The sequence below is a fragment of the Bradyrhizobium sp. S3.7.6 genome (genome assembly GCF_054061875.1).
This window is the reverse complement of record NZ_JBSSEQ010000001.1, coordinates 3,355,382-3,379,471: the sequence shown is the minus strand read 5'-3', so window position 1 is coordinate 3,379,471 and position 24,090 is coordinate 3,355,382. Positions and strand designations below refer to the sequence as shown.

The window sequence follows — 24,090 nt, the reverse complement described above, 5'->3', positions numbered from 1 at the left end:
AGACAATGTGAGGCCCCCCGGCCCTTTGCGAATGCTGGTGGGGGACCATAGACGGCACAGCACAACCTAGACAAGTAGCGGATTGCTAAGGCTCGCAGCCCGCCAGAGCTATGCAAAACGGAATCGCTGGGATTCCCGAACGGGGATTGTCTAAAACCTAAATGCTCAATAAGGTCTTTGACAGACGCCTTTGGAGGCCCACTGTGACGACCGAACGCACCTTAATCACCTACATCCGCGTCTCGACTTCCCAACAGGGCCGCTCAGGATTAGGCATAGAAGCGCAGCGGCAAACCCTCGCTCACTTCGCTCAGGCTGAGGGGTTCACGGTAGTGCGCGAATTCGTAGAGGTGGAGACCGGCAAGGGCGCTGATGCTCTGGACCGCCGCCCACAGCTAAAGGCGGCACTCGCTGCCGCAAAGAAGCTCAGGTGCCAGGTCGCTGTAGCTAAGCTGGACCGTCTCAGCCGTGACGTTCACTTCATCTCCGGCCTCATGGCCCACAAGGTGCCCTTTGTGGTCGCTGAGCTTGGCCCCGACGTTGACCCGTTCGTGCTGCACCTGTTCGCTGCACTGGCGGAGAAGGAGCGCTCCCTGATCTCCGCACGCACCCGGCAAGCCCTTTCGGCGGCTAAGGCCCGTGGGGTGACGCTGGGCAACCCTAAGCTCAACGTGGCCCGCAAGAGCGCCGTGGAGGCCGTGAAGGCCGAAGCTGACCGCTACGCGGCGAATGTCCTGCCAATCATCCGCGAGGCACAGAAGGCAGGTGCGAGCACGCTCAGGCAGGTGGCAGAGGCATTGAATGCGCGCGGTATCCCTACGGCGCGCGGCGGACGTTGGTACGCGCAGTCAATCGCAAACATCCTTGAGCGCGCCTAAGCAGAACGGGGGCACAGGCCCCACAGTGTATAATTTCGGCTGAATGCAACAAATTCAAACGCTTAGCCGACAAACGCCCGCACTCATAAGAGAAAGCGGGGCCGACCTTGCGCACAAGGGACTCCGTCCGGGCATGGGACCCTTTGGCTTATCGCTACTGGGGCCCCGCCTTCAAAAAGCTCGGGCTAAAGGCCAAGGCCCCTGCTCAGCTAAACAGGGCGGTGTGCTTCTCTGGAAGTACCGTATTGGGCCCCGGTCCCTAATGAATCCAGCGGCTTAGCTGGCAAACGTGCTTACGTATAGAGGAAGCGTATCAATCCGGCTGAAAGCAACAGCCTCAAGCACTTAGCTGACAAACGTTCGCACGCTATAGAGAAGCGCATTATTTCGGCTGAAAGCCACCAGCTTCAAACACTTAGCCGATCAACGTACCTACGTATCAGAGAAACGGCATCCATCGTGGCGCCCTCTCAATAAGTACACAGCCCAACAGGACATAGATCACCGACCATCACGGCCACCCAACACGGGTTCGCTGTGAGGTGACGCTTGCCCAAAATCAGTAACCACACACAGCACTCAGCCGCGCCTCAGCGGCTCAAGAAAGCAACAGAGAGAACACAATGGCTCGACTACCAAGGGGTAAGACTAAGCACCCCCCGTCTCATTCAGCGGCCATGAAGGCTAAGTGGCAGGACCCTAAATACCTGGCAAAAATGGCTGAGCGAGACAGCAGAAGAGAGGAACTCCGCAAAGCTGACCCTGAGCGCTTTACCCGGACAGGCATCCCAAACGGAATGAGAAAAGAAGAGGCTCAGCGCCTATGGGCCGTAGCTGAAGCACAGGCCGATAAGAGCATCCAGACCCTAAAGGCGGCTGGGGTGCTTCCAGAGACAGTAGCTCAGTCTAGCGTCCCTGTCCCAGACACAGAAGCTGGAATGGCTGAGGCCGCACTCCGAGAAGCCTTCAAGCTGGCCTTGGGACCTACAGGGACACGGTCCAAGCTATCAGCGCTAGCTACCATCATGAAATACACAAGGCTGCCGCCCATGTCGGTCCTACAGTTGGCCACAGGCACTGCTGAAGGTGTGCTCGATGAGCTTGCTGGCAGAAGCTAGTTAGAAAACAGCGGAGGGAGATAACAGCAGCAATCAATTACTGGCTAATAAGCTTCTGCAATCTGCGCTCTGTGCTGGGTTAGTCGATAATCTACAGGTGAAAATCGACGATATGTCCCTTTCCCTTCAGAAGCGCAATCGTCACCATTACGCTCTGAAACATTTCTGCCTCCGTCCATAAAGAACCCCCTGAACCCTCTAATGTCTTTCTTATTAGGGCTTTCGAGGGGTGCTTTTCATCAAAGGTCGTATTCAGGCGCGGCAAGCGCCGTTCGACCACCGCGAATCCCCTAATCCCATTCACAAGCCCACCTCCGGTTGCTCCCCAAGGGCACCGATCGGCTTGTCGTGTCCATAAGGAACACCACGCCCTATGACTTCTACCACCACCCTTCTTCGGGATCAGCACGCTCTCGCCCTTGTCTGCCCTATTGAGTTCGCCCAGCGGATGAACCAGCACTGGACCACGCCCCGGCCTGTCGGGCTAGGGCACCACTCATCATCAGCCCTAATGGCCCTATGGCGCATCATGGGCGAAACCTTCCAGCTAGCAACAGTGGAAGCTGCCTCTGGTGTTCAATCACCTTGGCGCATCTTACAGCCACCAACCGGCACAGGCAAAACCCAAGGCACCTGTGTCTACGCGGCCATGCAAGCGGGCCTCAATCACGAAGCTGAGGGCACACAGCTAAAGCCCGTGGGTATCCTCATCGTTACGCGGCTGAAGGAGGACGCCAACACGATACGGGAAACCATTAACACCTTGGCAGGACGTGATGTGGCTGTCGTGCATCATTCCGACAGCTACGCTACGCCTGAGCAGCTACACGCGAGTGACGTTGTGGTTATCACCCACACGGCATTCATCAAAGCCAAGCGGGAGACCAAGGGGCGCGATTGGAAAGCTTGGGACCGCTTGGTGTCTTGGCGTGGTGGGGACAGACACCTCACTGTTATCGATGAGGCGCTGGCTAACGTGGTCGATGAAAGCAATGCAACCACCGAGAACCTGGGCTTTGTCATCAACCTCATCCCACCGGAATTGCGCTCCGCATTTCCACAGCAGGTTGGCGTTCTTGAACAGGTACATCGCGTGCTTGTTGCCTTCGCCGACTCTGATGACCAAGCCAGCCCCATGTCTCTGATCTGGGGAGAGGGGGGAGCGCCGGCTGCTGTAGACTTCGCCCCCTTCATCTTGGCGATGAGCGCGCTGCCCTACGATAAGATTGTATACGCCAGGAGCAGTACCAAGGACCGAACCCAACTAGCCGAGCGTGTAGCGGACACCATCACGACCGTGCAGACGTGTCTTGAGCAGTTCGCCTATTACTCCCGGTCAGGTGATTGGCATTCGATCAACACAGCGTCCTTAGCCGTTCCCTTGGACGCCCCCGGACCTGTGGTGCTGGATGCTACCGCTAGAGCGAACTTCCTCTGGGACCTATTTGAAGAGCACCACAGGCTGATTCCCGTCCCTAGCCATGCTCGGGACTACAGCAGCGTGACGCTTCATGTGGCTCGCGGCGGCGGCGTCGGAAAGAACACTATGACTGACAGGATCAATGAGCGCCTGCCCCGCATCAAGAAGGGTCTCGAAGAAGCCATAGGTCCAGAGCGCTCGGTATTCCTATGCGTCCACAAGGATGTTGAGGCCGTCATCACGAAGAAGCCGAAGAACGGGGGCAAGAGCTGGGTCGAGAAATTGCCATTCCGGGAATGCTCAGTAGGGCACTGGGGGGCCGTAGACGGCCGGAATACGTGGCAAGACTCCGATACTGCGGTGATCCTTGGATTGCCCTATCTTCCTCAGACGTGGGCCACCAGCATGTTCTGCGCGCTGCAAGGGGCACAGGATGACGAATGGCTGCAATCCCCGGAGTGGAAGCAATACAAGAACGTACGAAGGACGATGGAACAGCGTCAGATGTCTGTGTCGGTGATCCAAGCGGCCAACCGTATCTGCTGCCGACAGGTGATTGATGCTGAAGGCCACTGCCCTCCTGCTGACATCTTTATTGTGCTGCCCAAAGATGCCCTTGGTGACGCGGTGCTTGATGACATCAAGGCCGATATGCCGGGGATCAAGGTTACAGACTGGGCGTTCGCATTGGACGCCCCGAAGGAGAAGAAGCCCCGTCTCGGTAGCTCTCACGTCAGGCTCATCTCTTTTATGGAGAAGCAGGACGCTGGCCCGGTGTCCTTGTCTATTCTTCAGCGAGAGATACAGCTTCCCAGTTTGAAGAAGCTGCGCGAAACGCTGAACAACAGCGAGCACCCAGCCACACAGGCTCTCCGACAGATAAAGGTAAGCTACCTTCCCGGCGTCGGTCGGGGATCAAAAAGCTATCTCGTGAAGGCAGCGTAGCCAAGAAACAGGCAGCACAAAGGTTTCCTCGGAGCCCGCGTGCGGCCTGTCCACGCGATGGACGACAAGCGGCCTTTCAGTATCATGGCTGCTGCCTTCCGTTTGAGCACCGGGAGCGGACATCACGGGCGTTGGTCGGCAGGTCCGAGATGGCCAATTCCGGCTTCGTGACAGTCACTCTGAAGTGGGGCGCCTATTCGATCACCTCGTTGGCGCTGGCAAGCAATGTCGGTGGTACGGTCAGGCCCAGGGCATTCGCGACCTTCAGGTTGATCACCAGCTTCAAGCGCGTGGGCTGTTCGACGGGAAGGTCAGCCGGTTTTGCGCCCTTCAGAATTTTATCGACGTAGCCAGCTGTCTTGACGATAATTTCGGATACATCTTGCCCATACGACATCAGCAGACCATAGGCCACTTTTTCAGACCATATACTCAAAGTTGGCATTCGATGCGCCAGCGCTGATGCGCCAACCTGCGCTCCTTCGTTCGCCAGCATACCGCCAAACAAGACGGTCGCCTCGCAGCCGCCAGCTACAGCCGCTGAAAATGCTGCATCGATTACTTCTGGCGTCAGCACGTCGATTGGATGCAGCATAAGGCCCATCGCTTTGGCGGCGTTCGAGTACGATTTGATATTGTTTGTTGTGGTCGCCGGGTCCAACGATCGATCATGCAGCAGCGCCACGTGGCTCAGACTTGGGACAGCTTCCTTCAAAAGACTGAGACGTTTGCCGGAAAGATCGGTTCCAATAACAGATAATCCCGTCAGATTTCCACCGGGATGCGCCAGACTAGCAACAAGTGCGGTGCCCACCGGGTCTGGCGCGATAGCGAAGACGACGGGTATTGTGCTCGTGGTCTGCTTTAGTGCAACCGCCCCTTGCGACGTTATCGCAACAATGACATCGGGATTACTTTCGACCAGCTCTCGGGCAAGGCTACGAAACCGCTCCTGCTGTTCGCCGGGAAATCGATGCAAGAACACAACGTTCTTGCCTTGGACATACCCAAGATCATTAAATGCCTTGGTCAGGATATCCAGATAGACCTTCTCTTCCTCGGCGCTGCCCGCATGCCAAAGCACGCCAATCTTAGCCACTCTGCCGCGCGTCGCGCCCTGCTGAGCGCGCGCCACTAGCGGCAAAGCGGGTGACATTCCAACAAGCCGGATAAAGTCCCGCCGTCGCATATGTCCCTCCTGTAAGGACGCGCGTATTGGAGAAACACCCTAGCACTTTTTATCGTCGGGTGAGTTGTTCTGAAGACTACTTCGGGTCACAAGGCGACGTGACGGCCAACCTTGGCCTGCTTCATTCTGAAAGCGAACGCACTTTAGTCGATCTGTCCTACCAGCCCGGCCGTTAGGTTACCTTGGCGCCGCGTGTACGCACTGGTGCCGCCAGCGGCTTGACCCGCGACAGGTCAAGGCCGGGATAGGAAATCCGGTTGATAGCGTCGGACAATCCGGCAGCGCCGAACCGCGACAACATCGCATTAGCGCCGTAGCCCCAGCTCACCGAGGACGCCTGTGCGTGCCCAATCAATGCCTCTCGCATCTCGTGGTCCGCCCTGCCTCTGCGTAGTGCGTCCTTCACGGTGTGCCTGAAGCTGTGGAATACCTTGGCTCTGTTCGTGACCCCTGAAGCACGCAGATAGCGGCCGAACCACTGGGACCACGCGGGCACACCAGCGCGGCCACGGTCGGGCGACACCGAAGGAAATAACCAAGCATCAGGGCCATCGGCCTTCCTTCGCGCCTCGACATAGCTGAGAAAGCCCAATCGGATCACTTCGGGATGCACCGGTACAACGCGCTCGGACGCGTCTGTCTTCACGCGCTTTCCCCGTGCCCGCTCGGTCATAAAATAGAGCAAGGGCACTCGCGTTTCAGCGTCCACCCGCACATTAGCAGCGGTGAGGCTTCCCAGCTCTGCCTGCCGTGCGCCTGTGAAGAGAGCCAGCACCGGTAACCAGAACCCAGCGGCCCCATGCGCCCCTAATGGAAACTCGTGCTCGGTAAACACCGACGCATTGAACAGCGATTGAAGCTCCGCAATCTCAAATGACGTGCGTTCGGAGCGCTCCTCGGGAAGCCTGAGTTTGCTAAAGGGATCAGTCCACTGCGTGTCATCCGGCACAAGCCCGTTTTCGCTGGCCCAGATGCAGATGGACTGCACAGCGCCAAGTTGCTTGTTGATGGTGGCTGCGGTGATCCTTGGCGCCTCTGGGTGCTCGCGGCCCCAAGCGGCCTGAGCAGGAAGCGTTGCCCGCAGCAACTCGCCAGTTCGGTGGCGGGGCGCGTCCTGAAGAGCTTTGCGAAACTCCAGCGCGTGGGCCTTCTTAATCGCCACTACGGACATGTTGCCGTGAAGCTGGATAAACATATCCACACTGCGTCCGAACTCGTCCACGGTGCGCTTGGGGCGTGCCCGGTGACGCTTCCAGCCATCTAGCGCATCTTGCAGCGTTCCGCCTTCTCTATGGCCGTCTAAGGCTTTGGAATCAGATAGGCGCGGAGTTTCAATAACTGCACCCGCATAGCGAAGCCCAATGTCATCAAGGGCCTTGAGGAACGCCTTGGCGCTTTCGATACAAAGGCTGTGATAGGCCGTGCAGCTTTGGTCCAGAGTGATACCGAAGCTAGCTAGGGCATTTTGGGCGCGCTGCTCGGCGAAAGAAACATCCCCGACAGCAAACTGCTGCTGAAAATCTCGTAGGATGTCACCATGTGCATCCGCGTTAACATTCTCGCCATGTGGTCCTATTAGCTCTAGCCTGCCCGAAAACCTTAGCGCCTCATCTTCCTTCAATGCCGTTGCGTAAACGTACTCGGCCATGCGCTTGATTTCGGTGTCGTTCAGGCTGGTGCGCTTGACTACGGGCACCGTGGTTGCTGCAAGGCGCGCTTTGGCCTTGGCAATTATGCGGTCAAACTCCGCCAGCACAGGCTTTGCGCGGACGTTTGCGTCACGGACATCCTTGGTGCCCAGCGAGCGCTTCAAGTGCGATTGCGCGGGCTTGGCTGTGCCCAGTTCAAGCGCGACAGCCTTCCTCAACTCCGTTGGCTTCGCTGGCACAGTCTTCCGGGCGTAGTACGTCCCGTGTCGATCCTTGATAACGCCCATCAATACACGCACGATTAGCACCACCGCTTGTGACCACCACGCGGCAGCTAAGCGCTTGTATCTGCGTTAGTTCTTGATTCTCAATGAGAACTTGTGCGACTGGCGCGCCCGGAACGATTCGAACGCCCGACCCTCAGATTCGTAGTCTGGTCCGGAGCATTGAAACAACTAGCGTTTGTTACCGTAAGCGCAAGCAAGAATCGCGAAATAGCGCCGTTTCGCCGCGTCACCAGATGTAGCCAGACCTTGAGAAAGGGCCCGCCGATCGCGCCGGGCCAAGTAGAGGGAGGAAACGAAAGATCGGATATCTTTCGCAAACGCCGAATGCGGAATTCGATTGCGGAAATCTAACGAACGACATTCAGCAGCAATACTGTCGTGCACATCAGACCGCATTTTGTGCTGAAGTCCGCAGCTCTCAGCGCCATTTTCGGCATTTGACGCGAGGTACGATTTCGACTGCACCAAAAAGCGCGCGCGAAACTTGAAGGGTCCCGATCACCAGGCTCCGCACGTCCAGAACAGCTCATTTCATCGCCCGGCTCAGATCTCGCAATGCCCGCGCCGCCATACCTGCTTTTGCAATTCAGAGCTCCCAATCGCCGAGGGTTCTGCCGAGGATGTGGCTCGCGCGCTTGGTCGACCTCTTCGCACCCGGCAACACATCCGTGCAAACACCTTCGTACTTCGGCAGCCAGGCCTATTGTTTCTCCGAACGTCGAATGCGGATGAATGGTTTTGCTGATATCAATTGCATCGGCGCCCATCTCGATCGCCGGACAGGTTCTCCGATCATGTCGCCAGCCTGCGGGCCAAACGATCACACCGCCGATGATCCGGTGAGTCTCTTGGTCGATGATCAGATTGGTCGGCAAACTGGCCTTCCTGGCCGGTCAACGCAGAGTCCCGGCACATGCAGGCCCCTGGCCAGTTGCATAGCCGCATCACATTCGGCGCTTTGGGGGTGACGGCTGCGATTTCGGCACAAAATGCCGGGGGCGTTATGAGAATAGGCAAAGACAAACTGTACGAGGCACGACGTTGTGGTGTTTGGTACAAGAGGGTCTTGCCTTGACTTCACCGGCCGCGAAGCGCGGCTCTTTGGTCACTTGTTGTAGGCACAATCAACGAATTGGGCGAGATCTCTGCTCTCGCACCATGCACGGCTTGCTTGGCAGCGATGCACCGCATCTTTCAAAATTTCATTGATCTCCTAGCGACCGCAGAAGATCTTCAAGACTTCTCCAAAGCCATGGCGGACACAGCGACCGCTTTGGACCTATCGTGTTTTGCCTATCTAGCCCTCCAGCACTCAAGCAAAGGCAAACCGCGCCTAATCTCTACATATCCATCGCGGTGGGTAGCACACTATCTACGAAACAATTATCAAGTGCTTGATCCCGTCATCGGAGAAGCTCTTCGAAACCCCGAGCCCTTTCGATGGGGGGTTAATTTCAACTCGAAGTTCACATCGAAAGCACAGCATCGGCTTTTCGAAGAGGCCGCGGAATTCGGAATTCGGTTTGGCTTTACGGTGCCCATTCACGATGGCCACGGCCCCATCGCTGCATTGACCTTTGCCGTTGACCAGAGCCGCCCACAATTCGAACGGTTCATTGAATCGCATGGACGCGTTCTTCAGCTAATGGCGATGTATTTCCATGCTCATACCCGGCGAAAGCTAGCAAATGCACACGAAATAGAGGGGGCATGCCTATCCCCGCGCGAGTTCGAATGCTTGGAGTGGGCAGCTCGGGGCAAGAGCGCTTGGGAGATTGGATGCATTCTCGGCATCTCGCGCAACACGGTTGCCTTCTACCTAGAAGGCGCGAAGAAAAAACTCGGTGTTCGGACGATTGTACAAGCGGTAGCCCGCTTAGCCGCCGTGAAAAGAAAAGAGCAAAATTAGGGACGCAGCCCCCCTACAACTACAGGTAATGACTTAAGATCCGTGATCCGCTCCAAAGGTGGCGATGTACACACCTGGAGGGACTATGATTCAGCTTATCACACCACCCTTGTATGGCCAGTTCGCCGAAACTCTCGTCGAAATGCATCGGCTACGGTATCGCGTTTTCAAGCTTCGCATGGCATGGGACGTTCAAACCAGTGGCGACATGGAGATCGACGATTTTGATGCATTGCATCCCGCTTACCTAACCCAGCTATGTGACAACGGGCAGGTGCAAGGTTCCGTACGCCTCCTCCCCACACTTGGCCTGACCATGCTTTGTGACACCTTCCCCGCGCTTCTTGAAGGCCGACCGGCGCCGTCAACTCCTCTCGTTTGGGAAAGTAGTAGATTCGCAATCGATGTTGCTGCCGATGCCCCGAAAGGGGACCACGGTATCACTCGTGCTGCTTACGAGCTGTTTGCGGGAATGGTCGAGTTCGGGCTCTCACGACAACTCACTGACATCGTCACCGTAACGGACGTCCGTATGGAGAGAATCCTTCGGCGAGCCGGCTGGCCCCTACGGCGCATTGGCAATCCTTCCGCAATTGGCAACACCTTAGCCGTGGCGGGTTACCTGGAGATTTCGCGCGATATTCTGGCCAGCCTTCGTAAAGCCGGCGGTCTTTCGGCACCGGCCCTTTGGACGCCAGTAATCTTCGCGGCCGCCTAGAACGGTCCATGTCAACAAACGATATGCGCGTCCCCGCCTAGAGCGGGGACGCCGTATCTTGCGCTTTGCCTGGCGAGCTATGAACATGACGGATATTGAGATCAGGAATCATCGGCGGAACGCAGCCAGAGCTATTGACCTGCAACAGCTTCGACTGGCAGTTGTCGCTTGTGATTGCGGAAGCTTTCGACGAGCCGCGGAGGCGCTTGCAATCAAACATACCGCCTTCAGCCGCTCTATCGGTCAACTCGAGCACCTCGTGGGTACTTCACTGTTTGAGCGTTCAAGCGGAGGAATTAAGCCTACTCAGGCTGGACAGGCCATTCTGCGGATCGCACGGTTGATTCTGGAACAAGTCGACATGCTCGTTGACACCGGGAGGTCCGGTGGTCGTGGAGAGACTGGCCATCTTGTGATCGGCTTCTTCACCTCCATGTCCACCGGCAATTTGCGAGCGACGATAGGTGAGCTTAAGAAGCTGCTCCCACAGCTCGAATTGGCAACGATGGAGCGCTCTCGCTTCCGTCTGATGACTGCGCTAAGTAGCGGAACCGTCGACGTTGTCGTTAGCCCTGGACGTCTGCCTTCAAGGGGCACCAGATCACTATTGCTCTGGAGCGAACGCATCCTGATCTCGCTGCCTCAGGATCACTGCCTCGCGTCACGTGAGATCATCTATTGGACCGATTTGCGTGACCAGACGATTCTTGTAAGCGAGTATGATCCCGGACGAGAACTTGAGGATCTGCTGATCTCGAAACTCCTACTACCCGACGACCGACCCAGGGTGCAGCGCCATGACGTAAGCCGCGGCATTATCAAGAGTCTGACGAGTATGGGCATGGGGCTCAGCCTGGTGATGGAATCGGATATTGGTGCAAGTTTTGCAGGCCTCGTGTACAGGGAGTTGCAGGACGGAGCGGGACCAAGCCGGGTGGACTTTTATGCCCATTGGCGCGACGACAATGAGAATCCGGCTCTGAAGCGTTTCCTCGATCTGTTGGCAGAACGCTATCCCTCGCCGCCACCGACTGCCTGGGCGTGACCGGCCCGTCTCGCCTTTGCAAATCCGCGGTCCGTGGCCATAAAGCGCGCCAGCATGGGCGCGATCAGCTTTGCCGGGTCGATGCGCTGCCCACTTTCGCGTGCCAGGGCCTCCGCATAGGCGACGAGATCTCGATGCACTGATGCCGGAAGCTCAATGGCGACCTTGACGGGCTTGTCGTCGGGCAGCGCTCCTATTCTAAGCTTGGACATCCCCTATCCTCCGTACGGCGCAAGTATGAGGTCGCGATTGACGACAACGCGAACCGGGAAACCTGGTCGCACGGTCAACGTGGGCTGGATGTTGAGACTGCGCCGAACTACCTGCTGTCCGGTCTGGTTCAGTGAGTCCGAGGCGCCGTGCCGCAATGCTTGGATGATTGCGCTGTCGTTGCTGTTGGTGTCCGACCCGGCGCCGAGTTCAGTCCCGACAGCCAAAAACGTCGATAGTGCCGTAGCCTTGAAGAGTTCGCCCCAATGACTGTCAACCTGATCTTCGAGACCCGCATATCCCGCGGTGTCAGCGCCAGGCTGCCGCTCGAGAACGATTGAACGTCCATTCGGCATGATCAACCGCGTCCAGACGAGCAGCACGCGGGACTGTCCGAAGGTGACCTGACTATCGTACATGCCGATCAGACGCGTACCCTGAGGTACGAGCAAAAAGCGACCTGTCGGAGTGTCGTATAAGTTCTCTGTCACCTGGGCCGTGACTTGGCCGGGAAGATCTGACCTGATCCCGGTGATCAGCGCTCCTGGAATAACCGTCCCAGCCTGCACAACGTACGGTGAAGCGGGCCTGCTGACGCGGTCAGGGCTTACCGTGCGGCGATCCACAGAAGCGTTCACAAAGGCAAGTTTTCTGTCCTGCGCGTTTTTTGCAGATCCATCCTCGCCGGTGCTCGTTGCGTTCGGCGGCACGAAGTGCTCGCCTCCAGCTGCCGTAGCGCCGGGCGGACGCGCTTCTCTCCCAATGCTCGACGCGAACAGATGGCTGATACGGGCCGCCTCGCTCTCTTGATCCCGGCGTTGCTGTTCCGGATCTCCGCCGGTGGTCGGCGACTGGCCTTGAGCGGCCAGGATCGGTCGACCGAGGTCGCCTGGGAGCGGCGGGCCAAGTTGCGGCACGGTTTGGCGCGAAACGCCAGTATAGTCCTTCGGCAGCGCCTCAATCCCGTCAGCGAGATTGTGATGATCGGTGCTATAGAGCTCGTCGGTCGTCTGATTGCGAGGGCGATTGCTTTGCAATGACCACAATACGGCTCCGCCGATAACCAGCAGGGCAACCGCGCTCCCTCCCGCCAGTACCTTGCGCGACAATCGGGTGACCCGCGGGGGTTCGGCTCGTAGTCGGAAGCTCCTGGAATGCTGCTCCGGCGTTTGCGGCGGAATGACCCCGTCAGAGCTGTTTTCGTTCTTCGTGTTCATGACGACGGCCTCCCGTCAGTCCGGACGATTCTGACCTTCTGCTGATGCTCACCGCCGAGCCGCAGTTCTGCGGCTGCAAACAGCCGGTCCACGATCAGCACGTTGCCGAAGGCGCGATAGTTGACGAGTTCAGTCTTGCCGTCGGGTCCGATGACGAAGAGCGGTGGCATCTCGCCCTGGACGATCCCTTGAGGGAATTCGATATAGACCTTTCGGCCGTCGTCATACGCTGCGAGCGGCCGCCAAGATGGACTGTCGCCGTCGATCGCGTAAAAGACACGCTGCGCTGGATCTGGAATGACGGGTCTGAGGGCGACGGAGCGCGAGCGTTCGCGAACCGTTTCCGGATAGTACCAGGCAACAGACGGCATGTACGGCCGCTCCCGGGACCGGAGCTCAATCAGGTAGGTGCGCCGGTCGGTATTGACGACAAGATTGGTTTCGATCGAGGCCCGGGTTGGCTTCACCAGGATGTGGATGCGACGGGTATCACCGCTCCCGCTCTCAGTATCTCCCACGACCCAGCGCACGGTATCTCCGGCCGCGATCGGTCCGGATCCCGTCAATTGCTCTCCCTCTTCCAGCGCGATGTCCGTGATCTGTCCGGGAGCAGCATAGACCTGGTAGAGCGCCCCTGGGCTGAAGGCGTAAATCTGCGCCGCGTTAAAGTATCCCCTTTTGCGCGGCTCGACTCGCGCCGCGCTATTTGCGGTCTCAACCCGGCTCACGGGTTCAGCCTCTTCCTTGGCCTCCGACTTGCCGCCGAGAACGGGTTTCCAGAGCGGTGGAACGTGAAGCGGGCGAGGTCGGTCGTCGAGCGCCACTGGAGGCGCTGGCAACGGCGGGACCGCGGCGTCATAGCTGATTTCCGGTGGAATGTAGGTGGCGCATCCTGCGAGGGCTGATGTGCCAAGCAGCAGAGCTGGTAAAAGGGCCCGCCTCAAAGCGGCGAGCTTGCACCTGCTCGAGCTGAACCTGCGGTATTGGATCGGACTTTTTGAACACATGTCACGCGTCGTCTTGATCACTGACCCATCTCCTTCGACCAGTTGATGGCGCGGACGTAGACGCCAAGGGGATTCTTGCGCAGGCGTTCGGCATCGCGCGGCGTCTCGATTGCCACCGTGAGAATCGCGGTCCAGCGCTCGGTCGCACTTAGCGAGCCGTTCTCGTAAATGCGTTGGGTCCATGCGACCCGGAAGCTCTCCGCAGACGCACGGATGACGCTCGACACATCGACCGAGATCTGCGCCTTGCCCAGCCTGGCAAAGGGATCGTTGTTGCGCGCAAAATCGTTGAGCGCGGCCGCGCCACGGTCTGTCGTAAAGTCATATGCGCGCAGCCAGTTCTGGCGCAGAACGATACCATCAGCCGGCAAGCCTCTGACGTCCTCGATAAAGCGCGCCAGGTGATAGGCGATCTGAGCATCTGTAGGCTGATAATCGATGTTGGCTGGCGCAACCCGTTGGGCCTGTCCGAGACGATCGACCTCGACCACCCAAGGCGTGATCGAACCCTGTGTCGATTGCCAAACAAGTCCACCAGCAAGCCCGGCCGACAGCATGAGGCAGCCAAAGGCCATGAAGCGCCAATTCTTGGCCTGCACGCGCGCCGATCCGATGCGCTCGTCCCAGACCTGCGCTGCTTTTTGGTAGGGCGTGACCGGTTCGGGCATGCGCCCGTAGTGAACGGAAGGTCGTCTGAACATGGATAGTTGCCCCCTGAGATCGAGTGATCGGTTTCGAATGTCGCGTGTGCCGTTTGAGGCCGCTGCTGGCGCCCGGCGAACCGGCGGGTTGGCTCCCTCTCAGCGCTCTCCTTCCGAGAGATCGACAGAAGAGCCGCTGCCGCCATGATCGCCGGAGCGCACCGCATGGCCGGCCGCCGAGGCACCGTGCCGAATGGTTTGGGCGCGCTTCATGCGCCGCGCCCAATCGGGTTGCCCCTCTGTGGACGTACTCGCAGCCGGCTCGCTCGCTTGCTGGCTGCCGGCGAATGCGGCCGCGGCTCGACGCAATGGACTCATGGCAGCCGAGCCACCCGCCTCCGCGACGCCCGCAAGGCCGCCGCTTCGATACGCCGCGGATGCGCCGCTCACCATGGCAGCCCCACCGCGCCCCGCACCGGCGAGCGCACCACCAGCGAGACCAGCGCCGCCGGCGGCAAGGCCCGCACCTGCCGCAACGACGCCGCCGGCAGCAAGGCCCGCCCCAATCGCGGTGCCGGCGCCGAGCTGGGGTCCGCCGGAGACCAGGCCGTTTGCGATTCCGGGAGCGAAGATGCCGAGACCCAGCAAGGAGAGCGCCGCGAGCGCCAGGGTCATCGCATCTTCGATTGTAGGCTGCGCGCCGCCAAAACCCGTGGTGAACTGCGAGAACAGGGTTGAGCCAATGCCGACGATGACGGCCAGGACCAAAACCTTGATCCCGGACGATATGACATTGCCGAGGACCCGCTCCGCCGCGAAGGCCGTCTTGCCAAACAAGCCAAAGGGAATGAGCACGAAGCCGGCCAGCGTCGTCAGCTTGAACTCGATCAGTGTGACGAAGAGCTGGATCGCCAGAATGAAGAAGGCGAGCAGCACCACGATCCATGCGAACAGGAGCACGACGATCTGAACGAAATTCTCGAAGAAGCTGATGTAGCCCATCAGGTTCGAGATCGAGTCGAGCATCGGCCTGCCGGCATCGAGCCCGACCTGAGCAATCTTTCCCGGCCGCAGGAAGTCCGACGCGGAGAGGCTTGAGCCAGATGCCTTCAGTCCGAGGCCGGCAAAGCTCTCAAAGACCATCCTTGCGAGGTTGTTCCAATTGCCGATCAGATACGCGAAGACCCCAACGAATAGCGTTTTCTTGACGAGACGCGCGATGATGTCTTCGTCCGTGCCCCAACTCCAGAATAGCGCGGCGAGCGTGATATCGATGGCGGCAAGCGTTGTCGCGAGATACCCGACCTCGCCACCCAAAAGCCCGAAGCCGTTGTCGATATAGCGGGTGAATGTCTCAAGGAACTGGTCGATGATGCCGGTGCCGGTCATGGCTTATCTTCCCTGGGCACCCCGGCGGTCGGATATCCCTGCGGCAGCCGGCTCTGATCTTTTGGCGCCGGTGTCACGCCGGTTACCGCAGCGGCAGCACCGTCCCGCCTGCCAAAGAACTGACGGCGGTTTTCGGCCCAGACCTTCTGGCAATGCTGATAGTCCGCTGCATCTTCCGAAGAGACGGTGCGGCAGCGCGCAAGCTCGGAACGATTGACGTCTTTGGTCTGCTCTGCCGTTGGTGACGCAGATGTATTTTCTCCGCCACGAAGCTGGATCGCGCAGCCTGCGACGACCAGCACCCCGACTGACATGAGTAACGACAACGCTTTGAATGGGCCTGTATCGGTCATCAGTGGAACATCCGCACGTCCTGGGATTGATAGCTCTGCCCTGGCGTCAGAAACCGCCGGAGCTGTTCACGGCCCTGGTCTTGAGCTGCCGCGCGCTGCGCCGCTTCAAGGCTCTGTGCCCTGCCCTGTGCCGCGACAGTGGCGGTGAGATCGGCGAGTTGCTGCGCCTGAAGCGCGAGGATCTGATTGCCGGCCTGGGTCGCCTGCAGAGCGCCGCTGGCACCCTGGCTCGAGATCACGAGCGCCGATGTCTGGACGCGATTGGTATCGAGGTTGCCCACGACTCCAGCTTGGACCCGGAGCGCGTCCTGCAGCGCCGCGACAGAATTCTGCCACCGTGATTGAGCATTGGTGATCAGCAGCTGGCTGGACTGGTTGCCGCTCGCCGGCGCATAGCTGGTCGAGAACGCGCGATCGATCTGCTGGACGTCGTAGGCAATCCGCTGGGCCTGGGCCAGCAATTGCTGGGTTCGCTGGATCGAGGATTGCAATTGCTGGAGCGAGGAGTACGGCAGACTTGCCAGATTCCTGGCCTGGTTGATCAGCATCTGCGCCTCGTTCTGCAACGAGGTGATCTGGTTGCTGATCTGCTGCAGTTCACGTGCGGCGGTTAGCACGTTCTGGACGTAATTGTTGGGATCGAAAACGATCCACTGCGCTCGTGCGGGTACCGTGGCGCAAAGCGTAAGGGCGATCGTGCCCACGGCGGCGAATAGACCAAGGCGCCTCATTGCGACTTCTCCAGATTGACGAGACTGGGAATCAGGTCCGTGGCCCAGGCGACGCCGCGGTGCTGAAGCCAGGCCGGCACGAACCGGTCAGCGCCATGCTCGGCGAGAAGGCGCTCGATAGCCGCCTGGTCTGTCTTGGACGAGGCCGCCGTAAAGGCGAGTGCGACCTCACCAAGACCGAGCTCGAACATGCGATTGCCGCGGCGGGACTGGCAATAGTAGTCCCGCTTCGGTGTAGCCCGGCTCAGTAGCTCGATCTGGCGGTCGTTGAGTCCGAAGCGGCGGTAGATGGCAGTGATCTGCGGTTCGATCGCCCGCTCGTTCGGCAGCAACAGACGCGTCGGGCAGCTTTCGATGATCGCCGGCGCAATTGCCGAGCCGTCGATGTCCGAAAGCGATTGGGTAGCAAAGATGACGGAGGCGTTCTTCTTGCGAAGCGTCTTCATCCATTCCCGGAGCTGGCCGGCAAAATCCTCGTCGTCGAGGGCGAGCCACCCTTCATCGACAATGAGAAGAGTGGGACGGCCATCGAGGCGATCTCCAATGCGATGAAACAGGTAGGCCAGCACGGCCGGGGCCGCGCTCGTTCCGATCAACCCTTCGGTCTCGAACGCCTGGACCGAGGACTCACCAAGGCGCTCGAATTCAGCATCGAGTAGGCGTCCGGACGGACCGCCAAGGCAATAGGGCTGCAGGGCGCGTTTCAGGGAGTTCGATTGCAAGAGGACTGACAGGCCCGTAAGCGTACGTTCCTCCCTCGGCGCCGAAGCGAGAGACGTCAGCGCCGACCACAGATGGTCCTTGACCTCAGGGGTGATCTCGACCTTTTCCCGCGCCAGGATCGCCCCGATCCATTCCGTGGCCCATCCGCGCTCGGAGGGGTCGTCGATCCAGGCCAGCGGCTGCAACGCGACGGGTCGGTCGCCTTCGTCGGACAAGGCGCCGCCAAGATCATGCCAATCGCCGCCCATGGCGAGCGCCGCCGCTCGTATCGAGCCACCGAAATCGAACGCAAACACTTGGGAGTTCGGGTAACGGCGGAATTGCATTGCCATCAGCGCCAGCAGGACCGACTTGCCCGCACCTGTCGGCCCCACCACCAGGGTATGGCCGACGTCGCCGACGTGGAGCGAGAAACGGAACGGGGTCGATCCCTCCGTCTTGCCGAACAGAAGCGGCGGAGCGCCAAAATGCAGATCCCTTGCCTCGCCCGCCCACACGGCCGACATCGGAATCATATGGGCGAGGTTGAGGGTCGAGACCGGCGGCTGCCGCACATTGGCATAGACATGCCCCGGCAGACTGCCGAGCCAAGCTTCGACGGCGTTCACCGTCTCGATCATGCAGGTGAAATCGCGCCCTTGAATGACTTTCTCGACCAGTCGCAGCTTCTCATCGGCGGCATTGGGATCTGCATCCCACACGGTGATCGTCGCCGTGACAAAGGCTTGTCCGATCTGATCCGACCCCAGTTCCTGCAGCGCCGCGTCGGCGTCTATCGCCTTGTTGTGGGCGTCGGTATCGAGCAGCGTCGACGCCTCGTTGGTCATGACCTCCTTGAGAATGGCGCCGATCGATTTTCTCTTGGTGAACCACTGCCGGCGAATCTTGGTCAGCAGCTTTGTGGCATCGGTCTTGTCGAGCATGATTGCGCGGGTCGACCAGCGATATGAGAAAGCCAGGCGATTGAGGTCATCGAGAATTCCAGGCGTCGTTGTGCCCGGGAAGCCGACGATCGTCAGAATCCGCAGATTGGTCGAGCCCAACATCGGCTCAAGACCGCCGGTCAGCGGCTGGTCGGCCAGCAGCGCATCGATGTACATGGGAATCTCGGGCACCCGGACCCGATGACGTTTGGACGAGATCGTCGAGTGCAGGTAAGTCAGCGTGGCCTGGTCATCGAGCCAGGCGCATTCCGGCATGAATCCTTCCACCAGCTGCAGCACACGGCTGGTTTGATCGACAAATCCCCTGAGCACCTCGCGCGCATCGGCCCCAACGGTGCGGTCGCGCCCCTCATAGAGCAATCGCTCTGCCCTGGCGGCTCCCTCCTCCGGTGGCAGATAGAGGAAGGTCAGGAAGTAACTGGACTCGTAGTGTGCACCCGCCTCTTCGAACTGGGCCCTGCGTTCTGCATCGACCAGCGCGGATGCGGCATCCGGAAATGTGCTCGGAGGATAGGCTCCCGCAAAATGGCGCTGCGCCTCGACAAATACGGCCCAGCCCGATCCGAGGCGGCGCAGGGCGTTGTTCAGACGGCCGGCGACGGCGACGAGTTCGGCCGGCACTGCGCTGTCGAGGTCTGGGCCGCGGAATTTCGCCGTTCGTTGGAACGAGCCATCCTTGTTCAGGACGATGCCCTCATCGACCAGGGCGGCCCAAGGCAGGAAGTCGGCAAGACGCGCGTTGGAATGACGATATTCGGCAAGGTTCATCATGACCGATAACTCAGAGGTTGAGATGGCCGGGAATGCGCAGATGTCGGCGCACCACGTCGACGAAGGCGGGATCGCGCTTGGCGGCCCAGACGGCGGCCATGTGGCCGATGAACCAGAGGACAAGACCTGCGATCCAGAGCCGCAGTCCGAGTCCAAGGGCGGTCGCCAACGTGCCGTTGACAATCGCGACCGATCGCGGCGCACCGCCCATCAGGATGGGCTCGGTAAGCGCGCGGTGGACGGGCACGACAAAACCTGCGACCGGCTCATCCATCAGATCACCACGCCGCCGCCGAAGGAGAAGAACGACAGGAAGAAGCTCGAAGCCGCGAACGCGATCGACAGGCCAAACACGATCTGGATCAGCCTGCGGAAACCACCCGAGGAATCTCCGAACGCGAGCGTGAGGCCGGTGACGACGATGATGATGACGGCGATGATCTTGGCGACCGGCCCCTCGACCGACTGCAGAATCTGATTGAGCGGTTGCTCCCACGGCATGTTCGAGCCGGCGGCCCATGCCGGCGGTGCCGCCAAGAGCACCGCGCCGAAAGCCGCCAACGATGCCCCACGAAAAAAGCGAAATTGCAGACGCATGTCAGTCTCCTGCTGATGAAAGGCTGTAGTCACCGGCGGCTCCAAGCCCCGAGACGATGGCGAGTTCGGAGAGACGACGGTCGGCGCCGCGCCCCGCAAGGACGGCGACGAGGTTGATGGTCTCGGCGATCAGGGCACGCGGAACCGTAATGACGGCCTCCTGGATGAGCTGCTCAAGCCGCAGCAAGGCACCGAGCGCGGTGCCCGCGTGAATCGTGCCGATGCCGCCAGGATGACCGGTGCCCCAAGCTTTGAGCAGATCGAGTGCCTCCGCACCGCGGACCTCGCCAACCGGGATACGATCAGGACGCAGTCGCAGCGAGGACCGAACGAGATCCGATAGCGTCGCCACGCCATCTTTGGTCCGCAATGCTACGAGGTTTGGCGCCTTGCACTGAAGTTCGCGCGTGTCTTCGATCAGAACGACCCGATCGGAGCTCTTTGCCACCTCGGCCAGGAGCGCATTCGTCAACGTTGTCTTGCCGGTCGATGTCCCACCGGCGACAAGGATATTCTTACGAGCGGCGACCGCACCCTTCAGGATTGTGGCCTGCTTCGAGGATATGATCTCTCTGGCGACGTAGTCGTCGAGCGTAAAGACGGCGACAGCGGGCTTGCGGATCGCGAACGCCGGAGCTGCCACGACGGGAGGCAAGAGACCTTCGAAGCGCTCCCCGGTTCCGGGCAATTCGGCCGAGACCCGAGGCGCGCCGGCATGCACCTCGGCGCCGACGTGATGCGCCACCAGGCGAACAATGCGCTCGCCATCTGCTGCGGACAAAGTTTCGCCTGTATCGATCAAGCCGCTCGACAACCGATCGATCCACAACCGCCCATCCGGGTTGAGCATCACCTCGATGATCGTTTCATCCTCGAGGTAGCTGGCAATCGCCGCGCCAAGCGCGCTACGCAGCATTCGCGCACCGCGCGAATTCGCTTCCGATTGGATGGAATGGATTGCCACCGACGTCCCCACCGAATGAGGACCTCCACAGCGGGCCCTCAGGTGGGGATGATTAGAAAAGGCACCAATGGGCTTGGCGCAACGAGCGCTTTCGGTGATCGTAGACTGGCGTAGAAAAAGAAAGACCGAGAACCGGTGTTTGAGGCTTACTCAATCGCATCGGGTCGCTTGCGAGTTGCTGCTCACCACTCGGCCTCATCATGCGCGCTCATAGTAATGACCGTGGCGCCGGCGCTATTCATTCAATCACTGCAACGTCCGCGTGCGGTGTGATCGGGTCAAAACGCTATACGCGATTGCGTATATTAATATTCTATACGCGATATCGTATATTTCTCTATATACGCACCCACGTATATTGACGTTTTATACGCGTTCGCGTATCAAGCTCCAATGGATACAATCGCTCGCACCCCGCAGCAGCTTGGCGCCGCCATTAGGCGGCACCGCCGGCAAAAAACACTCACCCAGGGCGGCCTAGGCGACAAGATGCACGCGCGCCAAGCGACTGTCTCGAAGCTGGAGGCCGGCGAACCAGCGACGCAACTGCGCATCCTCATGGATGCGCTGGCCGCGCTCGACCTGGAACTGGTCCTCCGACCACGCACGAAGGTGTCGGCCAAAGCCATTGAGGATCTGTTCTGATGGGACGCCGTCCTATCCGAGCGCCTCTCAACGTCTACCTGAACGCTCGTCTGGTCGGGCGGCTGCGGCGGGAGAGCAGCGGCGCCATCGATTTCCAATACGACGAAGCCTGGCTGGGATGGGAGAACGCCATCCCGGTCTCGGTATCGATGCCTCTACGCGAAGACCGCTATATCGGTGACCCCGTCATTGCAGTCTTCGATAACCTGCTTCCCGATAACGACGACATCCGCCGGCGTGTCGCCGAACGCGCGCATGCTGGCGGAGCCGATGCTTACAGCCTGCTTTCCGCGATCGGCCGCGACTGTGTCGGCGCCCTGCAATTCCTTCCGGATGGAACGGCATCCGGAGCGGCGGGCGCGATTGACGCTCGCGTCGCGAGCGACCAGGACATCGCGGCGATCCTTGCCAATCTCGCCAACAATCCGCTCGGCATCGGTCCCGATCAGGAGTTTCGTATCTCTCTGGCTGGGGCCCAGGAAAAAACCGCGCTTCTCTACTGGAAGGACAAGTGGCATGTGCCGCACGGTACGACCGCCACCACGCACATCATCAAACCGCAGATCGGCAGGTTACCGAACGGCGTCGACCTGACCCACAGCGTTGAAAACGAGCATCTCTGCCTGAAGCTCGTCGCCGCACTCGACTTGCCCGTCGCCAAGTCGCGCATCGTTGATTTCGCGGGCCGGCGCGTGCTCGCCATCGAGCGATTCGACCGCACATGGGCGCACGACGGACGGCTTCTGCGCCTGCCACAGGAAGATTGCTGTCAGGCGCTTTCCGTCCCGCCCGGGCGCAAATACGAATCGGACGGCGGCCCGGGCATCCGAAATATCTCTGATCTCCTCAAAGGCAGCGATACACCGACGACCGACCAGGCGACCTTCTTCAAGGCACAAATCGTTTTCTGGCTTCTGGCGGCTACTGACGGCCACGCCAAGAATTTCAGCATCCACCTCTCGCCCGGCGGACGATTCGTCCTCGCCCCGCTGTACGACATCATCTCAACGCAACCGAGCCTCGATGCCAAGCAGATCACGCAAAACCAGATGAAGCTCGCCATGGCGATCGGCAATAGTCGCCACTACGTAGTACACACGATTCTCGGCCGACATTTCGTGCAAACCGCAAGGACTTGCGGCCTGCCCGACAGCGTGGTTCGCGGTATCATCGAAGAGCTCGCGGATACGGCTGGCGCGAAGATCGACGCAACGATTGCGAAGCTGCCGAAGGATTTCCCGCAGGCGATGGCAGAATCCATCGCGACCGGCGCCAAGCGACGCCTCAACAGCCTCGTCACGACGGAGAGCGGCGCTTAGGTGGCGCGGGTCACCACTCCACCTCGCCGTCCGATTGCTCGCAGAAAATGCTTGCTTCGAACACGTCGAAAGCACTGAGCGGCATGGTGGAAGGGACTGAATTCATCCAGCAAGCAAAGGATTGGATCCAAGGTAGCCCGAACCAAACCAACGCCGCGATCTGCAGCGCTACGTCGAGACTGAACGCGACTTGATAAGCCAAGATCGACCTATGGCCATCGTTCGTGGACCATTGCTCCAGGATCAGTCCGGTCGCATATTGTGCCAGAAATGCCCAACCAAAGTGCAAGACGTTCAAGGCGCCATTGGCACGGCCGGCAAGCTCCGACGGAAAGTAATCAGCTATCACGGCAAAGCTGACCACAGTTGCCGTTCCGATGATTGCGACAACCGACCAGGGCAAGATGGACGGCAGAGGTACTCGCAGGATCAAGACTAGCTCGGCTGCGATAAATAGCACGGCCACCATCGCGAATATCGTCTCAGCCGTGAGGCCTGTTCGTTTGACGTGATGGATCGTCATACCGAACAACCAGGCACCGCCGCTGAGTACGATCGACATGATGAACAGCTGTCTGACGAGGCCTGCGCGATCGAGCCCCTCCACGACTGCAAGCCACGGTGATGCCCACAATCCCTGCAGCGACCAAGCTGAACCAACGCAAGTCGCCGACAACGGTGCTATCCGCCAGAAGCGCCTGTCGCTGAAAACGGATCCAAGGGTGGCGGAAGCTGGCGCGTTCGATGGGATAATGCGTTGCTCAGGAACTACGACATAGATGAGGATCGCTGTGGCACCGGTCGCAGCTGCCAGGATTTCAAAGAGCTGCCGCCAGCCCATCCAAGCGAGCAGGTGTTCGACGGGAACCGTGGCGGTCACCGCTCCTAATGATCCCAGCATGATCATGTAGCCGTTCACCAAGGCAACTCGTTCCCTGGGGAACCAAAGGATGATGGACTTAAGTCCTGCCGTCAGCGCCCCCGCCACGCCAAGCCCGATCATCGCACGCGCGATCAAAAACGACAGGAAGCCGGTCGATACGGCGAACAATCCGGCGCCCAGTGCTGCGAACCAGAGCAGCGCGCTCTGGACCCGACGCGGACCAAAGCGGTCCAACAATATACCGACCGGGATCTGAGCCGCCGCAAAGACCAGGAAATAGACTGACGTAAGTAGTCCGAGGTTGGCTGACCCAAGCCCGGCATCCGAGCTGAGATCACTCACGATCAAAGCGTTGATCGTCCGAAACAGGTACGAAAGATAGTAGCCAGCAGCAAACGGCAGAAATACGCGCACGGTGAGACGCCACGTCCTTGTAACTTGCATGCCGGCCTTCTTGCTCATCAACTCATTCGAGCCGATAGCGCGTTCAGCTTTTTATAGGCTCGGCTAAATTGCTGCGGTCGTAGGCTGGCGTAGA

The 24,090-nt window shown here is 59.6% G+C and carries 21 protein-coding genes; 7 read left to right on the top strand and 14 right to left on the bottom strand.

The genetic code is table 11. The annotated features are described in order from the left end of the window. The first annotated feature begins 161 nt into the window (after positions 1-161). The gene (locus ACVJ5M_RS15980) at positions 162-878 is read left to right on the top strand and encodes a recombinase family protein (RefSeq protein WP_439037611.1); all 717 of its coding nucleotides are present in this window, start codon (positions 162-164) and stop codon (positions 876-878) included. Positions 879-2,525: 1,647 nt separating this feature from the next. Further along, positions 2,526-4,361 (top strand): DEAD/DEAH box helicase family protein, encoded by a 1,836-nt coding sequence (locus ACVJ5M_RS15975; RefSeq protein ID WP_439037610.1) that lies wholly within the window; start codon positions 2,526-2,528, stop codon positions 4,359-4,361. A gap of 193 nt (positions 4,362-4,554) precedes the next feature. On the opposite strand, the gene ACVJ5M_RS15970 is transcribed toward ACVJ5M_RS15975, so the two are convergent. Continuing rightward, positions 4,555-5,550 (bottom strand): ABC transporter substrate binding protein, encoded by a 996-nt coding sequence (locus ACVJ5M_RS15970; RefSeq protein ID WP_439037609.1) that lies wholly within the window; start codon positions 5,548-5,550, stop codon positions 4,555-4,557. 172 nt (positions 5,551-5,722) lie between these two features. After that, complete coding sequence (locus ACVJ5M_RS15965; protein ID WP_439037608.1) at positions 5,723-7,498, bottom strand: DUF6538 domain-containing protein; 1,776 nt, start codon at positions 7,496-7,498, stop codon at positions 5,723-5,725. A gap of 1,168 nt (positions 7,499-8,666) precedes the next feature. Between ACVJ5M_RS15965 and ACVJ5M_RS15960 the strand changes: the two genes are divergently transcribed. The 3 genes from ACVJ5M_RS15960 to ACVJ5M_RS15950 all read left to right on the top strand — a co-directional run bounded on the left by ACVJ5M_RS15960 (position 8,667) and on the right by ACVJ5M_RS15950 (position 11,158). Then, positions 8,667-9,395, top strand: coding sequence for a LuxR family transcriptional regulator (locus tag ACVJ5M_RS15960; protein WP_283018909.1), 729 nt, complete (start codon positions 8,667-8,669; stop codon positions 9,393-9,395). An 85-nt stretch (positions 9,396-9,480) separates the two neighbouring features. Further along, positions 9,481-10,113 carry an acyl-homoserine-lactone synthase gene (locus tag ACVJ5M_RS15955; protein ID WP_231142543.1) on the top strand — a complete coding sequence of 211 codons (633 nt, stop codon included), beginning with the start codon at positions 9,481-9,483 and terminating at the stop codon, positions 10,111-10,113. Positions 10,114-10,198: 85 nt separating this feature from the next. Next, positions 10,199-11,158, top strand: a complete 960-nt coding sequence (locus ACVJ5M_RS15950) for a LysR family transcriptional regulator (RefSeq protein ID WP_283017188.1) — start codon at positions 10,199-10,201, stop codon at positions 11,156-11,158. Here the strand turns inward: ACVJ5M_RS15950 and ACVJ5M_RS15945 are convergent. The 11 genes from ACVJ5M_RS15945 to trbB form a co-directional block, all read right to left on the bottom strand. Then, a complete protein-coding gene (locus ACVJ5M_RS15945) occupies positions 11,125-11,370 on the bottom strand; it encodes a DUF2274 domain-containing protein (RefSeq protein WP_231142545.1) in 246 nt (81 codons plus the stop codon). The genes ACVJ5M_RS15950 and ACVJ5M_RS15945 overlap by 34 nt on opposite strands. Positions 11,371-11,373: 3 nt before the next feature. After that, complete coding sequence (locus ACVJ5M_RS15940; RefSeq protein ID WP_231142546.1) at positions 11,374-12,585, bottom strand: TrbI/VirB10 family protein; 1,212 nt, start codon at positions 12,583-12,585, stop codon at positions 11,374-11,376. Then, positions 12,582-13,613 carry a P-type conjugative transfer protein TrbG gene (gene trbG / locus ACVJ5M_RS15935; protein WP_456679349.1) on the bottom strand — a complete coding sequence of 344 codons (1,032 nt, stop codon included), beginning with the start codon at positions 13,611-13,613 and terminating at the stop codon, positions 12,582-12,584. The genes ACVJ5M_RS15940 and trbG overlap by 4 nt, the downstream gene beginning before the upstream one ends. Further along, on the bottom strand, positions 13,610-14,293 hold the full coding sequence (gene trbF, locus ACVJ5M_RS15930) for a conjugal transfer protein TrbF (protein WP_231142547.1): 684 nt from the start codon (positions 14,291-14,293) through the stop codon (positions 13,610-13,612). The genes trbG and trbF overlap by 4 nt, the downstream gene beginning before the upstream one ends. A gap of 99 nt (positions 14,294-14,392) precedes the next feature. Then, positions 14,393-15,622 (bottom strand): P-type conjugative transfer protein TrbL, encoded by a 1,230-nt coding sequence (gene trbL / locus ACVJ5M_RS15925; RefSeq protein WP_354100422.1) that lies wholly within the window; start codon positions 15,620-15,622, stop codon positions 14,393-14,395. Continuing rightward, positions 15,619-15,975, bottom strand: coding sequence for a putative entry exclusion protein TrbK-alt (gene trbK-alt, locus ACVJ5M_RS15920; protein ID WP_231142549.1), 357 nt, complete (start codon positions 15,973-15,975; stop codon positions 15,619-15,621). The genes trbL and trbK-alt overlap by 4 nt, the downstream gene beginning before the upstream one ends. After that, a complete protein-coding gene (gene trbJ / locus ACVJ5M_RS15915) occupies positions 15,975-16,706 on the bottom strand; it encodes a P-type conjugative transfer protein TrbJ (RefSeq protein ID WP_231142556.1) in 732 nt (243 codons plus the stop codon). Before trbJ ends, trbK-alt begins: the two co-directional genes overlap by 1 nt. Beyond that, complete coding sequence (gene trbE / locus ACVJ5M_RS15910) at positions 16,703-19,144, bottom strand: conjugal transfer protein TrbE (protein ID WP_354100427.1); 2,442 nt, start codon at positions 19,142-19,144, stop codon at positions 16,703-16,705. Before trbE ends, trbJ begins: the two co-directional genes overlap by 4 nt. Positions 19,145-19,154: 10 nt before the next feature. After that, a complete protein-coding gene (locus tag ACVJ5M_RS15905; protein ID WP_231142558.1) occupies positions 19,155-19,418 on the bottom strand; it encodes a VirB3 family type IV secretion system protein in 264 nt (87 codons plus the stop codon). After that, a complete protein-coding gene (locus tag ACVJ5M_RS15900) occupies positions 19,418-19,741 on the bottom strand; it encodes a TrbC/VirB2 family protein (RefSeq protein ID WP_219685390.1) in 324 nt (107 codons plus the stop codon). Before ACVJ5M_RS15900 ends, ACVJ5M_RS15905 begins: the two co-directional genes overlap by 1 nt. A 1-nt stretch (position 19,742) precedes the next feature. Then, positions 19,743-20,657: a P-type conjugative transfer ATPase TrbB gene (trbB, locus tag ACVJ5M_RS15895; RefSeq protein ID WP_231145347.1), complete on the bottom strand. Its 915-nt coding sequence runs from the start codon at positions 20,655-20,657 to the stop codon at positions 19,743-19,745. 441 nt (positions 20,658-21,098) lie between these two features. On the opposite strand from trbB, the gene ACVJ5M_RS15890 reads away from it, so the two are divergent. Together ACVJ5M_RS15890 and ACVJ5M_RS15885 are read left to right on the top strand one after the other, a co-directional pair. After that, positions 21,099-21,350, top strand: coding sequence for a helix-turn-helix domain-containing protein (locus ACVJ5M_RS15890; protein ID WP_231142559.1), 252 nt, complete (start codon positions 21,099-21,101; stop codon positions 21,348-21,350). After that, positions 21,350-22,669, top strand: a complete 1,320-nt coding sequence (locus ACVJ5M_RS15885; protein ID WP_231142560.1) for a type II toxin-antitoxin system HipA family toxin — start codon at positions 21,350-21,352, stop codon at positions 22,667-22,669. Before ACVJ5M_RS15890 ends, ACVJ5M_RS15885 begins: the two co-directional genes overlap by 1 nt. Positions 22,670-22,679: 10 nt before the next feature. Here the strand turns inward: ACVJ5M_RS15885 and ACVJ5M_RS15880 are convergent, their stop codons facing one another. Next, entirely contained in the window at positions 22,680-24,014 is a 1,335-nt protein-coding gene (locus tag ACVJ5M_RS15880) for an MFS transporter (RefSeq protein WP_231142561.1), read from the bottom strand. Positions 24,015-24,090 lie beyond the last annotated feature (76 nt).

Excerpts from the sequence above, each read along its gene's own strand:
- ACVJ5M_RS15945 (WP_231142545.1), bottom strand. The coding sequence starts at position 11,370 with ATGTCCAAGCTTAGAATAGGAGCGCTGCCCGACGACAAGCCCGTCAAG.
- ACVJ5M_RS15950 (WP_283017188.1), top strand. The coding sequence starts at position 10,199 with ATGACGGATATTGAGATCAGGAATCATCGGCGGAACGCAGCCAGAGCT.
- ACVJ5M_RS15970 (WP_439037609.1), bottom strand. The coding sequence starts at position 5,550 with ATGCGACGGCGGGACTTTATCCGGCTTGTTGGAATGTCACCCGCTTTG.
- ACVJ5M_RS15885 (WP_231142560.1), top strand. The coding sequence starts at position 21,350 with ATGGGACGCCGTCCTATCCGAGCGCCTCTCAACGTCTACCTGAACGCT.
- trbE (WP_354100427.1), bottom strand. The coding sequence starts at position 19,144 with ATGATGAACCTTGCCGAATATCGTCATTCCAACGCGCGTCTTGCCGAC.
- trbL (WP_354100422.1), bottom strand. The coding sequence starts at position 15,622 with ATGACCGGCACCGGCATCATCGACCAGTTCCTTGAGACATTCACCCGC.
- trbF (WP_231142547.1), bottom strand. The coding sequence starts at position 14,293 with ATGTTCAGACGACCTTCCGTTCACTACGGGCGCATGCCCGAACCGGTC.
- ACVJ5M_RS15975 (WP_439037610.1), top strand. The coding sequence starts at position 2,526 with ATGGGCGAAACCTTCCAGCTAGCAACAGTGGAAGCTGCCTCTGGTGTT.
- ACVJ5M_RS15960 (WP_283018909.1), top strand. The coding sequence starts at position 8,667 with ATGCACCGCATCTTTCAAAATTTCATTGATCTCCTAGCGACCGCAGAA.
- trbB (WP_231145347.1), bottom strand. The coding sequence starts at position 20,657 with ATGCTGCGTAGCGCGCTTGGCGCGGCGATTGCCAGCTACCTCGAGGAT.
- ACVJ5M_RS15955 (WP_231142543.1), top strand. The coding sequence starts at position 9,481 with ATGATTCAGCTTATCACACCACCCTTGTATGGCCAGTTCGCCGAAACT.
- ACVJ5M_RS15890 (WP_231142559.1), top strand. The coding sequence starts at position 21,099 with ATGGATACAATCGCTCGCACCCCGCAGCAGCTTGGCGCCGCCATTAGG.
- ACVJ5M_RS15905 (WP_231142558.1), bottom strand. The coding sequence starts at position 19,418 with ATGGATGAGCCGGTCGCAGGTTTTGTCGTGCCCGTCCACCGCGCGCTT.
- ACVJ5M_RS15940 (WP_231142546.1), bottom strand. The coding sequence starts at position 12,585 with ATGAACACGAAGAACGAAAACAGCTCTGACGGGGTCATTCCGCCGCAA.
- ACVJ5M_RS15880 (WP_231142561.1), bottom strand. The coding sequence starts at position 24,014 with ATGAGCAAGAAGGCCGGCATGCAAGTTACAAGGACGTGGCGTCTCACC.
- ACVJ5M_RS15980 (WP_439037611.1), top strand. The coding sequence starts at position 162 with ATGCTCAATAAGGTCTTTGACAGACGCCTTTGGAGGCCCACTGTGACG.
- trbK-alt (WP_231142549.1), bottom strand. The coding sequence starts at position 15,975 with ATGACCGATACAGGCCCATTCAAAGCGTTGTCGTTACTCATGTCAGTC.
- trbJ (WP_231142556.1), bottom strand. The coding sequence starts at position 16,706 with ATGAGGCGCCTTGGTCTATTCGCCGCCGTGGGCACGATCGCCCTTACG.
- ACVJ5M_RS15900 (WP_219685390.1), bottom strand. The coding sequence starts at position 19,741 with ATGCGTCTGCAATTTCGCTTTTTTCGTGGGGCATCGTTGGCGGCTTTC.